Here is a 12859-nt window from a genome sequence, read left to right on the forward strand (position 1 = left end):
AAACATTGAAGACAGGTTAAACAACAGACCAAGAAAACGATTAGGGTTTAAAACGCCAAACCAGGTGTTTTATTCCATTACTTAGCGTTGCACTTGGTGTGTTAATCTAGGTTTCTTATTATTTATGGCACATCAGCTTGATTAGGTTTTAAGAGCCATTATCCTACCCAGTTTTTTGTCTAAACCTCATAGATTCGAGAGTAGCTAGCCATATCAAAGGTAGGATAATCAGCGCAGACCCTACTAACAAAGTCATATTTGGTACTTCATTAAACCATATGATTCCAACCACCACCGCTCCTATTAAACCTGAGTATTCCGCACTAGAGACTTTGTACGCTTCAATGTGTCGATACACCTGTACGCATATACCTGCATAAATCAAAATGAATACATTTGAACTGGCGGCCGTAATCAATGAGCGCCAATCAAATGGCTGTCCTTCCCAAATAGCCAAACCAAGCGCGAATGGGGTTCCTAATAAATTAGTCAAAAGTAGCGTTTGATAGACAGAATGATTTTGAGGAAGTTTACGAACTAAGAGATTGTTTATCGCCATGGTTACCGCCACTATAAGGGCAAACACCGCCCCTAAATTGATCTGTTTCGGTTGTACAATAACGAGGATACCAGCAAAACCTAATATAGAGGCTGCGATAGTCGGAAAGTTTAATCTGTCTTTATAAAATAAAAAACCCAGTGGTAATACAAATAAAGGGGCGGCATAAAAAATAGCATTCGCAGTCGCAAGAGGCAGTGCTTGAAGAGACAGTACCATGAATATCACACCCAATAACCACACGTGACTACGAACAAAGTGCCATTTTATATTACTGAATAACTTGTTTTTTTTATTAATTAAGCAAAATGGCAACAGCATTAAAACCGCTGTGCATTGACGAAACAGGATAAATTGATATACCGCCGTCTCAGAGGGCAAGGCCTTTATCAAGGCGTCTGAGAAGACCGCAATGATATTTCCTAGTACCAATAGCGTCATGGCAAATGCAACACTCATCTTTGGCATTCTTAGCCTCCTCGCCCTACTCTAAATTCAGAAACTGTTAAAACCCCAATGGGTTCATGCTGATTTAACGATCTGTCAGGCAGTATATTCAAGTAACGGTATGATGTATAATGATATAAAACATATTTAGTATTACCTGAGGTAATAATGGATTTACCACCGCTGCGTGCAATACAGTGCTTCGAGTCCGTTGCACGGCTTAACAGCTTTTCAAAAGCAGCAGAAAGCCTCAATGTGACACAAAGTGCCGTGAGTCACCAAATACGCATCCTTGAAGAGTATCTTGGGGAAGCAATGTTTTACAGGCAAGGCCGGACCTTTTCGTTGACAGAGGTTGGTGAGCGTTATTTCACAGATGTGAGTGGCGCATTGGGTCTACTTTCAGATAGTAGTCAGATTATTAAACATGGAAAACCTGGGCATATACGCTTAGCTCTGTACAGTTCAGTCGCAGTGAATTGGTTGATTCCTCGACTAGAAGACTTCTATAGACAGTATCCAGAAATAGAACTCACTTTAGATATGGTTAATTATCCCTCTGATTATAATGAGCAAAGGGCCGATTGTTATATCACCGTCGATCCTCCTCCACATGCTTTCATCAGTAAGTTTTTATTTACTGAAACTTTATATCCTGTGTGTGGTCAAAAGCTTTGGGAGAAAATAAGAGATAAACCCCTTCCTGACGCATTGTGGCGGCATCCAATATTGTCTGTGAGATATGCAGATACAAGCGTGAATACAGCAGAGGATTGGCTGCGGTGGTGTAAGGCAGGCGGATTTGAATTGCCAAGCGATATAAAGATAAATCATTTTAGTCATGTACTACTAGCGATAGAAGCCGCAAGGTACAATCTGGGCATTACTCTTACCAATAATTATATGATGCAGGATGACGCTTATAAACAAAATATCGTTAGAATTCCAATGCACGAATTTCTAACAGGGGACCAATTTTACTTCGTTTGCAAGGAATTAAAGAATAATCAGGATGATATTATTAAATTAAGCGAATGGCTGAAATCCCAATGTAATTAAAAAACTCTTTACCTTATTTGTTATCAAAAGATCAAATTATGATTTGTTATAGGGGTTTAAAATGATGATTTAGAAAATCCCGATCAACAATTCATAAAGACTCATATCCTCAATAAATAGTCATTTATTTTATCTGATCTTAAATAAGATAAGTTAATAGGTTGAAATTTAAAAGGAATAAAGCTCATCATATTTAGTCATTATTAGTAATATTTACAAAGAAGAAACTCGCTAAACCTTAAACTGCAGAATAAGTTTGTCTTCAACTAGAGCATATGTAATGACAACACTAATTTTCAGTAGTAGTATAGATTTAACTGCAGTAGGCCAAAAGACGTTATAGAAAATCTTGATCTAATAATTTACATAGTAATTTCTAGTTTTTATCTCACATCGTTAACTTTTAAGGATTAAATACTATATTATCTATCAGCCCACTTTAGAACTGACTTTTAGACTAAACCTAGAAACAATACAAATAAAAAAGTTAAGTAATGCATAAGGATTAGATTATGATTGCTAATGTATTTAATTCCATCGCAGACTCCTTCTTTAATTTTTTACTAGCCATTATTTGCGTACTCATGTTATTGGCACCACTGTATAAATGGAAGTCTCGTCCTAACAAGGCGCTCACCAAAAGAATAATAATAGCAATTTTTTTAATTCCAGTCTCTTTATATCTTCTAGTAGATACTTTCAATACTAAAGACCAGCAAAAAAACGATCAACTGTTATCAGTTGCTCATTTATCTGAAAGAGATAGGCCATTAGAAAATGAAAACCATATTAGTATGCCTGATAAGCATGCTTTTGCAGCGACCCTTGAATTGAATGGTATTAGAACAAAACAAAATAACGAGAGCCGGACCAACCTTAAAGAGAATAAAGATGAGCATCAAGAAGGTAGCTCTCAGGTAAGTCTTCACTCTGAAAATAATAATGGAGGGTTGTAGACTTGTGGCACAACTCTTTGTGTATGACGAACTGATGGTCAATCCATCTGATCTCTACTATCAAATCCGTAGTAACAAACTTCGCGGATTTTAGTGACGCAGCCTGACAGTAAAAATCAAACTACACCTATCTTGGCGATACACTATCTCATTTTTCAAACCCACGAAGGCGATGTGATTTTGGTTGAGCAGTTTGACCGCTTAGCACGTTTGAAACAAGCTGATTAGGTTACTCTCAAAAGAATGCTATCAGAGAAAAAGTTGGCAGTCGTATCAAAAGAGCTGCCGACCTCACATATGGCGCTTCAATCTGAGAATAGCACTGAATTTATGAGTAGCGTGTTGCAAGCCATCAATTCAATGTTACTTGATATGCTCGCTGCTATTAGAAAGGACTATGAAGATCGGCGTAACCGTCAGATGCAAGGTATTGCTCGTGCTAATACAGAAGATAAGTATTCAGGACGTATGAAAGATTCCGAGAAACGTAAGATTATCGCTAACCTCCTAAAATCTGGACATAGCTATACTGAAATGCAAGCTACGGCTAAGTGTTTTCGTCAACTGATAGCTGTTGTAGCTATAAAAATGGGTCGATACTCAAATACTCAAATACTCAAATACTCAAATACTCAAATACTCAAATACTCAAATACTCAAATACTCAAATACTCAAATACTCAAAATTATTTTGAGGATCTGTAATAACCTTGTCAAATAAAAATGGTCTGTTATTAGAGTTCCTCTAATATATTCTGTTTAAGTAAGAAAAATATTGATTACGTTTCAGGTTGCAGTATTTTAGCCGAATCTTTTATAAACGAATCATTATCGCAACGATGATACTAATACTAGCTTGAGCTTGATTATCAAGGCAGATTTTCCTGCGTATAGCAGGATTTGTTCTAACTATTCAAACCATTTGCTTCATCTTTAAAGGTCTCTACAACGACAGAGAAAATGTCATCCCAAACTGCCTCATTTGCTAAAAAAGGATAGTCCTTAAGTAGCTTATTACTCTTAGTGCCTTTATTTTGTAGCATACTGCGAATGATTCTATCGGCATAGCTGTTGGGCATCTCAACAATCTCTTTTATCGCCAATCGTGCATAGTCATGCTTTCTTAGGTACTGTGACTCGTTATGCATCTCTTTTTCAATAACGTGAGCAATGAGTCCTGATAAGTACTGAACGTGAGGCGTTAGATCCATAAAGCGCCATGCAGGTTGAATGAGGTAACTGTCTTCAAAATTTAAGTTTGAGCGAATACCATCAGGGTAGGTAACTGCCTTTTTATCAAAGCTGTAATGATCACGGATTTGCTTCATAAGCGGCACAGAGACACGGTCTAAAATTTTGTCATAGGCATGACGGTCTGAGGGATGCTCAGCGATGGCTTGCGATATAGGTAGGATAATCGGCTCATGAATGACCTGGTCGCGTCTGAGTACATCGTTAATTAAGAAGCGATGTAATCGACCATTGCCATCAGCCAGCGGATGAATATACACAAAAGCAAAGGAAGCAACAGCACTACGTATCAGTGCCGATTGTCCCTCGGTCTTTTCCATAAATGCCATTAACCCTTTGAGCTTTTCAGCAATGTCATCAGCAGGTGGCGCGATATAGTGCACAATCTCTTTAAAGCCATTGACCTGAGTATGCGACACAAAAACTGGTGATTGACGGACACCATACTGCTGGATAACCGTTTTGCTGCCGAGTATCTCTTGTTGCAGCTCTGCTAGTGATTCAGGATCAAGCGGGATATCGCCCTTGCCGGTACGCCTTGCCATTACATCGGCGAAACGTTCAATACGTTTTAACTCTTTCCCTTCACCTTCTATAGTAAAACTGGCTTTACTCTCTCGTAATGTCATCCATACGGAGGCACGCATCAGTAAGTCTTGCCCAAATTCATCGTTCAGCTTGTCAACCATTGTGGCAATATCGAGTGCAGCGGCTTTCGTAAATGCCTCTGTTTTCACCAGTTGAGGACAGAAATGACGGGTTCCTGCAAGATTGTCATTGATACGCCAACGAGCATTCTTTATGACATTCGCAGGGCTTGAAGTAACCTGCTTCTTAGCATCTAAAGCGTCCACATAATTACCGCCTAAATTACTCGGTACCTCTAAACGCTTATCCATAAGCCATTCATATAAGAAAGCCATTCTACGGGCATAGCTGCCTGTCGGCTCAGCGTTAACCCATGCTTGCACGTCATTTGCACCTATCTGCTTAAATAGACGAACCAGTAACTCTAAACTCAGTACTTCATGACGCATGTGAAACTGTAAGTGCGCAATGATTGTGTCCAGTGGACGCGCGGTTTCCTGATAAGTGTTATGAATGACGTCACCGTCTTTATAGGTTTGTCTGCGTCCACCGATACTGCTGCTGACATATAAAGGGGAAACCAGCTCGATGCTGGCATAACGGATAAGCCATGCTGCGCCAATAGGATCTGAGGTAGGGGTGTTTATCATGAGTGGCTCAATCAATTATAGATAAGCCATTTTGCGTAAAAACAATTATGAATGCAATATAATGATTATAATGAAGCATTATTGCATTAAAACGATTTTATTATGACGTTGCGACGCCTTTAGATAAAGATTAAAGGGCATGCTAAGTGGGCGTAATGGGTCCAAATTGGATGAGATAAATATCCTACCCTCAACACAGTTACGTAGTAAAAGAGTACCTATTTCTGTAAATAATGCGGTAATCCCCCACATCAATACTTATCAAAAAAATACAGCAATTATAAGCATTACAACATTTTGGCAAACCTAATCGAAAGAAGGATTGCTAGAGCCCATCCCAGATTCTGTGTAACTGCCATTTAGATTAAATACTTACACAAAATTTAGGAAGGTCTCAAAGCGCCAACTTATCCTTATATTCACACATACCTTTTAATGCATTATCGATTAACGTTTTCATCTTAGACAGTTCTGAAATTTTAATTTCTAGCTGTTTGTTTTTTTCTAGAAGCTTTTCACCCATTTGTGATTGCGTCAGGTTGTTTGAATACAATAGCTCTGTTAGCTCTCTAATCTCTTTTAAGGTGAAACCTAACTCCTTCGCCATAATAATCATATTGAGCTGTTCCACAATCCTGTTATCGTAATCTCTATAACCATTAGATTTTCTAGATGGTGACGAAATTAATCCTTCCCTTTCGTAAAAACGGATCGTATCTCTGCTTAGTCCGACTGTTTCAGTTAATTCTTTTATATTCATTATCGAGCACCCTCAATTAACGCTTGACTGTGGAGTAATGTCCATAGTTTATAGTAGGCGTTAATTAACAACAAGTAGGTTCTTTTATGGATATGAATATATTGACGGACGACAACGTCGAGCTGCGTGCAACTCTTTATAAAGCGAATAACCCTAAGGCCGTTGTTCTAATAAATCCAGGAACCGCTACTAAAACTTCTTATTATTTGCCGTTTGCTAAATACTTAAGAGAGCATGGTTTTCATGTTATTCTATGGAACTATAGAGGGTTTTGCGATTCTAAAACAAGTCATCTAAAGGAGTGTCATTATCAGTATTCTGATATCGGACGGTACGACATTCCAGCTGTTATCGATACAGCTAAGCGCCTGTTCAATGACTTACCCTTGTATTGCGTAGGGCATAGCGCTGGAGGTCAACAAGTTGGCCTTGCTCATAACGCCGATCAATTAGATGCTCTAATTGCAGTGGCTGTATCGGCAGGATATTTTAGCTATATGCCGCTTCGCTATCGTCTTAAAGCCAATTTCTTTTTCCGTTTTTTAGCACCGCTTAGTAATAAAGTCTTTAATTATGTGCCGGCTAAAAGCTTCAAACTCATGGAAGATTTGCCAGCTGGTTTTACAGAGGAATGGGGGGCTTGGTGCCGAGAAAAAGAGCTGTTTTTCTCAGATAAATTCTATGGGAAAACCATTCCCCTTGGGACTTACAAAAATTTTAATGTGCCAACTTTCGTCTTCACTGCCGATGATGATGAAATCTGCACTGAACGCAACCTGCATAATTTTTGGAAAAATGTGACCAGCGATCAACCCATCACTTTTAAACGCTATAGCATTGGCAGGGGCTCAGACCAATCAGTTGGACATTTTGGCTACTTTAGAAGTAAAAACACTCATATTTGGCAAGATATTTTAGAGACGATCAACAAGGTACATCATGATAAACCGTTACAATCACTATAAAACCCTGATTTTCATTGTATTACTTAATGTGTTTTCGAGCATTTTACACTATGTTCATAATGTGATTCATTTCGATCACTATCCTGAGCCTGATTGGTTATCTCCTCAGCTTGTAGATGCCTTCTGGTTCGTCATGACACCAATTGGTATCTATGGCCTGATTGTGGCTGTCAAAAGCCAGATGACCAAAGGACGTTGGTGGCTTTATTTGTACGCCTTAATGGGGTTGTTGTCGTTACTGCACTACAACATAGAGACTGATAATATCATGACTGTTACCATGCACAGTCTTATCTGGTTTCAAGCAATTTGTGCCTTTTGGTTAATCGCCTATGTAACGATGTACTTTAAAAATAAAAGTGGGCATTAAGAGTACTAATTGGTGAAACTTTAGCCTTTATAAAAATAGCCTAACCTCTTATTTATCGTTTTAAGGAATTGAAAATGAATGTCGAAGAAACAATAGCAACATGGGAAGCAGAAGAAGCACGTATTAGAGAAAAGCTAGGTAACGCTGATGTTATTCCATTATCAGACTTAACCACTCGCAGCGGTATGGACATTTTTAATGCTATGTTTGCAGGAGAGCTGCCTCATCCTCCTATTGGTCTAACGCTCGACTACACTCCTATTCATATGGAAAAAGGTATTGCCGTTTTTCAAGGGCGTCCAAAGCGTCATCATTACAACCCATTGGGTACAGTCCATGGTGGCTGGTTTTGTACGCTTTTAGATTCTGCTGTTGGCTGCGCTGTACATACCCTTTTACCAGCAGGAAAAACCTATACAACTTTAGAGATAAAAGTAAATATGGTGCGAGCTTTGACAGTGGCAACACCTTTAGTACGGGCTGAAGGCAAAGTCATTCATGCTGGTCGAAGAACAGCAACTGCTGAAGGAAAAATTGTAGGGCCTGATGGCAAGTTGTATGCTCATGCCACCACAACCTGCATCATTCTCGATGTTTAGATAAAATTTTTGATCGTTAATAGCTTTTAAACCAAAGAAAAATGTTAAGAATATAATGGATATTATATGGGTATACCTATCTTCCAAACTCATCTTTAATCTTCTTTATTTTTTGTTCTGCTGCTGCTTCGCAAACCTTATAAGTCTTATAGTGTTGTTAGACCTTCTGAAACAGTTATATCTGTATTACGCTTTAAGGCTTAGAAGACGCTTAAATAGGCTCTAGAGAGAAGAAACGACCATAATTGCATAGAATTCTGCTAAAATAAAAACTACAGAACAGTTGTTGCTACAAGATTTGATAAGTTAAATTAGAGCTATGAGAATACAGTGGCTCGCGTTTATCTTTGGTTCAAATTGTGAATGTTCAATACACCCTAATTATTATCTTCTGTATTAGCATTAAGTGTTATATCTAGCTAGATAGGATGAGTAGAAAATATCTCGTTCTATCTAGCTTTTTTTGTGTTGTGTTTTATATATAACCAAACAGAATTTATTAAAATACTGGGCTGTTCGATCATTATCAATGTATCCAGTTTTCAATCGTATATTTACACGCCGATCTACTTACAGACAAAAATTTTTAGGAGAGAAATTATGAGTATGGTATCTGAGTTTAAAGAGTTTGCTTTAAAAGGTAATGTAATGGACTTAGCTGTCGGTGTCATTATAGGTGGTGCATTTGGAACCATCACAACATCGTTAGTCGAGGACATCATGATGCCAATCGTCGCCTTTATTGCTGGCGGTGAAATCAACTTCAAGAATATGTTTGTGATATTAGGCGATGTGCCTGAAGGTATTGCTATGACTTATGACGCCTTGAAAGAAGCAGGCGTTCCTGTATTAGCTTATGGTAGCTTTATTACGGTACTTATTAACTTCCTGATTTTAGCATTCATCATTTTCATGATGGTGAAGATGGTCAATAGATTACGTCGTGCGGATGAAGTAAAGGAAGAAGTGCCAGAAAAACCTTCAGAAGAAGTGCAGTTACTTCGTGAGATTAGCGCTAAGCTTAGCAATACGAATGTTACTAAATAAGAGAGTCTAACCTGAGATGCTCTAATAGAATGAAAAAAGGAGCCCATCTGAACTGACCCCCAAATATTGGACGGTTTAGTTTACCCCAAGGACTGAGTCCTGTACTGCACAGGACTCAGTCCTTTTAGTTTCTATCAGTGACAGTAACTGCTGCCTGAGCAGATAAGCCAAAGAGAGATAACGCCATACTTAGAATAACTTTTTTTCATGAGCCTTTCCCAAACTTTGTGTAACTGCTTATAATCCACTAACAGGAGAATAAGCAATGACTAACCAAAACGACATTAAAAAACTGGCCCAGCAGATGGCTGGTAGCATGAAAAGCTGAGAGCATCCTACATTTTGTGTAATTATTGATGAAAGCCACATAGCTGTTACACAGAATATAGGATGCTCTCCATTATTAAGCTTATATACCTATAGAATAGATAGTTCTAGCCAATATGGAGGTGTTTTTCCTTTAGAAGCTTGAGAACGTGGCTGAAGAATACGCAATTCATATTTACCTGAATATGGAAGCGTGTAATAACCTTGGTTATCTAGTTCAGAGGAATATTCTCCTACATTGACAGAATCTGATAAATTCTTATTAAATAAATAAGAATCTACATTCCCTCCCGTTGTTTTAACAGAAAGCTTTTGGTTCTTTTTGGCATAAAATGTATAGGAATCGTACTTAATACCCTTTAATTTCCCATAATAGTTAGCTGAACTAGCGCCTTTTTTAAATTGAACATCAACAGTTTTAGCCACTGCATCTGAAGATGCGGCCATTACTGTAGGACTTACCATTAGAACAGGAAGCGCAATTAGAATAGCAGCCGTTAAGTTTTTCATATTTTAAATCCCCGAGCAGTAAAAAATACCGATTTTAACTTACTTCACGCTATTAAATTTTATAGATATGTTATATTAGTATTACTAATATAGAGAGTGCGTTGGTAAGTTACTGAATAAGGCTGCCCGTAATGGATAGTATTAATTAATGCCCTAGCTTCTAGTTCTACCGTAAACCTACTTATGGTAGTAAAAACCTGAATTTCATCACGTAAACAAAGAGAACACTGCTAAATAGTAGTGTTCTCTTATTATATTAAAGGAAAAATTATGCGTTCTTTGCTTCTAACGACAATTTGCTTAACGGGCAGCTTAGCTCTAGTGGCTTGTAGTAACCATCGTGCCGACACCACGGATCTGAGTAAGCAGCCTACAATAGAAGCGCCGGTAGCGTCAGGGGCATTTACTGCTTTTGGAAACAAAGGGAAAATTTGGCGAATAGTGATTGAAGGAAATGAGCTAAGTATAGAGGCAAATTTCTTAAAGCCAACGACAGCAACAGTTACCGTGGTGGGTTCTGGTTCTGTCAATACTGAAGGTGTCGAATACGCGAGTACTGTCAATGGACAGCCTATTGTTGTGAATATAAAAAATAACCTTTGTATCGATGACAATGGCTATCAAAATGAATTTACTGCAATATTAACTTACGCAGGCGAAGTATATCAGGGTTGTGCCGTTGCCGGTGCAATAGAAATTGCGCCCACATAGAAGATAAGCCTAACCTATGAATAAACCATTGAAAAAATTTAGCCTAGTATTCTTACCATCATTTTTGTGGGTCGTATTAACTGGGTTAGGATTTGGCTCTCAAAGTCTATCTAATTTGATTGAAATTATAGGAATTTTTATAGTATCTGTGCTGTGTTTATTTATCCCAGAACGATTTATAAAATATCAACTCCTTCTTCTAATACTCTTAATAATCACTGCCTTAGTGCGTTTTTTAACCCCATATATACCGGAATAATATTAAACCAGTTGGCTATCTGAACCGCCCCGACTATATCGGAGAGCGTTTTATTTGAGTCAGGCAACTTTGCCTGACTCATTAAGACTATCATAATATTGCTTTTCAAACTCAAAAGGTGATACATAACCAATCGTACTATGCATTATCATATGAATTACCCGCGTTCCAACAAAGGTAATAACGCCAGAATCAGCCATCTGATCAGTATAACGAATAGATAAATACTGAACGCCTCTATCACTACGATGAATAACGTCTTTTGGGTTGTTTCTGTCTGCAATGGCTTGATTTAACGCTGCCATCATCATATCGATGTTCATACGATTAGACACCTTCCAGCCAACAATACTACGGACAAACACATCTATAATAAACGCAGTATACTAATAAGGTGTTAAAAGGAGCTAAAAATGAAACTCGCAGAAGCCCTACTTATTCGTAGCGATATGCAAAAAAAACTTGCTCAAATTAAAGGACGTATTCGTAGTAATGCTAAAGTTCAAGAAGGCGATACGCCAAATGAAGATCCAAGTCAGCTAATGATTGAGGCTAGTCAAGTCATTACTGAGTTATCTGCTTTGATTGAGCGTATTCACCGTACCAATGCAGTTGCTAAGACGGATAAAGATCAATCAATGCTGACGCTATTGGTTGAACGCGAGGCGTTGGAGATGCGCCACAAACTATTAATTGAAGCAATTGAAGCGACCGACACTGAGGCAGATCGTTATAGTCATCGAGAAATTAAATGGAATATTATGGTCTCAGTAGCTGGCTTACAAAAGCAAGCCGATGACCTAGCGATGAAACTACGCAAAATTAATATTGTCATTCAAGCCAATAACTGGCAAATTAACCTTGTTGAATGAGGTTTGTAGACTACTAAATTTATAATTTTCTATTCTTATAGTCATAAATGAATAGAACCACCTATTGGAACCGATTGGGCGAGTGTCAGACCCCTTACCTACACAACAGGGGGTTGAAAACATACTGTAGTGTTTGTCATGCGTTGCGGGTAGACGCTTTTTTTACTACTTATGCCCCGAACACGTCACAGCTCACAAGGTACTACTTAGACCTTACTACCAGATACTGACAGTCGGTTTCAACTTTACGTTTAATGCCTCTTGATACGCCGATTATCAAGAGCGTCATCTACGAGTACTACGCATTTACCAAACTCAACACCCCATGTTAAACCTCTCTAATCCACGACTCCATTCAAGTCCTCACTAGGGTACCGAACCAGTGAAATCGGTTTATCATAGGCATACTTACAATAGATTATAGGCGTAATAATAGTACGCTTGAAGTGGTTTTACTGCATTAGTCTATTTTAAACGGTCTATCAATGGGCTTAAAGGGTGATATAGCTGTTTCCACTCGGGTATACCCGAAATGAATCAGTAACTTAATGCCAGATTGAGAAGCTTTTCCTAAAAACTGTGTAACTGCTTATAATCCAATAGCAGGAGAATAAGCAATGACTACTCAATCTGACATTAAAAAACTGGCTGAGCAAATGGCCAGCAGCATGAGCAGCTTAAAAGTTTGAGAAAAAGGTGTGTTATTTAAAGTCTTATCTACTACAGCTCCATAGCTATACTGGAAGTTATTTAACCTGCGCTGTTTCTAATAAACTGCCATCTTTATCGAATAAGCAGTCGACGATAATGAGCGGAGCCGCATACAAGAGCTTGAGCGAGAAGTCAGACAGCTTAAGATAGAGAAAGACATCCTAAATGAGGAGGGATTAAGCGAAGCACTGCTTCGCCCCGACGCAAGGGGAGAGCTA

General features: G+C 38.4%; 14 protein-coding genes and 2 pseudogenes. 10 read left to right on the forward strand and 6 right to left on the reverse strand.

Annotation, left to right across the window (positions count from 1 at the left end; translation table 11 throughout):
* Window positions 1–163: 163 nt before the first annotated feature.
* Window positions 164–1027 (reverse strand): DMT family transporter, encoded by an 864-nt coding sequence (locus HQR03_RS13345; protein ID WP_173240472.1) that lies wholly within the window; start codon window positions 1025–1027, stop codon window positions 164–166.
* A gap of 147 nt (window positions 1028–1174) precedes the next feature.
* Between HQR03_RS13345 and HQR03_RS13350 the strand changes: the two genes are divergently transcribed.
* From HQR03_RS13350 to HQR03_RS13360, 4 genes are all read left to right on the forward strand, one after another.
* Window positions 1175–2065 carry a LysR substrate-binding domain-containing protein gene (locus tag HQR03_RS13350; RefSeq protein WP_173240473.1) on the forward strand — a complete coding sequence of 297 codons (891 nt, stop codon included), beginning with the start codon at window positions 1175–1177 and terminating at the stop codon, window positions 2063–2065.
* A gap of 512 nt (window positions 2066–2577) precedes the next feature.
* Complete coding sequence (locus HQR03_RS13355) at window positions 2578–3021, forward strand: hypothetical protein (RefSeq protein WP_173240474.1); 444 nt, start codon at window positions 2578–2580, stop codon at window positions 3019–3021.
* 93 nt (window positions 3022–3114) lie between these two features.
* Window positions 3115–3249 (forward strand): hypothetical protein, encoded by a 135-nt coding sequence (locus HQR03_RS14310; RefSeq protein WP_264298306.1) that lies wholly within the window; start codon window positions 3115–3117, stop codon window positions 3247–3249.
* 33 nt (window positions 3250–3282) lie between these two features.
* Complete coding sequence (locus HQR03_RS13360) at window positions 3283–3726, forward strand: recombinase family protein (protein ID WP_244952044.1); 444 nt, start codon at window positions 3283–3285, stop codon at window positions 3724–3726.
* A 200-nt stretch (window positions 3727–3926) separates the two neighbouring features.
* Here HQR03_RS13360 and HQR03_RS13365 read toward each other — a convergent pair whose 3' ends face one another.
* Together HQR03_RS13365 and HQR03_RS13370 are read right to left on the reverse strand one after the other, a co-directional pair.
* Window positions 3927–5510, reverse strand: a complete 1584-nt coding sequence (locus HQR03_RS13365; RefSeq protein WP_173240475.1) for a Fic family protein — start codon at window positions 5508–5510, stop codon at window positions 3927–3929.
* Between the two features lie 394 nt (window positions 5511–5904).
* Window positions 5905–6270, reverse strand: a complete 366-nt coding sequence (locus HQR03_RS13370) for a MerR family transcriptional regulator (RefSeq protein WP_095570545.1) — start codon at window positions 6268–6270, stop codon at window positions 5905–5907.
* Between the two features lie 86 nt (window positions 6271–6356).
* Here HQR03_RS13370 and HQR03_RS13375 point away from each other — a divergent pair, with 86 nt between their 5' ends.
* The 4 genes from HQR03_RS13375 (at window position 6357) to mscL (ending at window position 9251) form a co-directional block, all read left to right on the forward strand.
* Complete coding sequence (locus tag HQR03_RS13375; RefSeq protein ID WP_173240476.1) at window positions 6357–7235, forward strand: alpha/beta hydrolase family protein; 879 nt, start codon at window positions 6357–6359, stop codon at window positions 7233–7235.
* A complete protein-coding gene (locus HQR03_RS13380) occupies window positions 7210–7605 on the forward strand; it encodes a hypothetical protein (protein WP_068408614.1) in 396 nt (131 codons plus the stop codon). The genes HQR03_RS13375 and HQR03_RS13380 overlap by 26 nt, the downstream gene beginning before the upstream one ends.
* 74 nt (window positions 7606–7679) lie before the next feature.
* On the forward strand, window positions 7680–8204 hold the full coding sequence (locus tag HQR03_RS13385) for a PaaI family thioesterase (RefSeq protein WP_031944047.1): 525 nt from the start codon (window positions 7680–7682) through the stop codon (window positions 8202–8204).
* A gap of 600 nt (window positions 8205–8804) precedes the next feature.
* Window positions 8805–9251, forward strand: a complete 447-nt coding sequence (gene mscL / locus HQR03_RS13390; protein WP_173240477.1) for a large conductance mechanosensitive channel protein MscL — start codon at window positions 8805–8807, stop codon at window positions 9249–9251.
* Window positions 9252–9331: 80 nt separating this feature from the next.
* Here mscL and HQR03_RS14410 read toward each other — a convergent pair.
* Together HQR03_RS14410 and HQR03_RS13395 are read right to left on the reverse strand one after the other, a co-directional pair.
* Window positions 9332–9379, reverse strand: a pseudogene (locus tag HQR03_RS14410) (hypothetical protein); the annotation flags it as partial.
* 289 nt (window positions 9380–9668) lie between these two features.
* Window positions 9669–10088 (reverse strand): PPC domain-containing protein, encoded by a 420-nt coding sequence (locus HQR03_RS13395; protein ID WP_173240478.1) that lies wholly within the window; start codon window positions 10086–10088, stop codon window positions 9669–9671.
* 270 nt (window positions 10089–10358) lie between these two features.
* On the opposite strand from HQR03_RS13395, the gene HQR03_RS13400 reads away from it, so the two are divergent.
* The gene (locus tag HQR03_RS13400; protein ID WP_173240479.1) at window positions 10359–10799 is read left to right on the forward strand and encodes a hypothetical protein; all 441 of its coding nucleotides are present in this window, start codon (window positions 10359–10361) and stop codon (window positions 10797–10799) included.
* Between the two features lie 461 nt (window positions 10800–11260).
* On the opposite strand, the pseudogene HQR03_RS14415 reads toward HQR03_RS13400, so the two are convergent.
* Window positions 11261–11444: pseudogene (locus HQR03_RS14415) on the reverse strand (DDE-type integrase/transposase/recombinase); the annotation flags it as partial.
* 27 nt (window positions 11445–11471) lie between these two features.
* Here HQR03_RS14415 and HQR03_RS13410 point away from each other — a divergent pair.
* Window positions 11472–11930, forward strand: coding sequence for a DIP1984 family protein (locus HQR03_RS13410; protein WP_102090564.1), 459 nt, complete (start codon window positions 11472–11474; stop codon window positions 11928–11930).
* Window positions 11931–12859 lie beyond the last annotated feature (929 nt).

It is taken from the genome of Psychrobacter okhotskensis, assembly GCF_013248965.1.
GTDB lineage: Bacteria > Pseudomonadota > Gammaproteobacteria > Pseudomonadales > Moraxellaceae > Psychrobacter > Psychrobacter okhotskensis.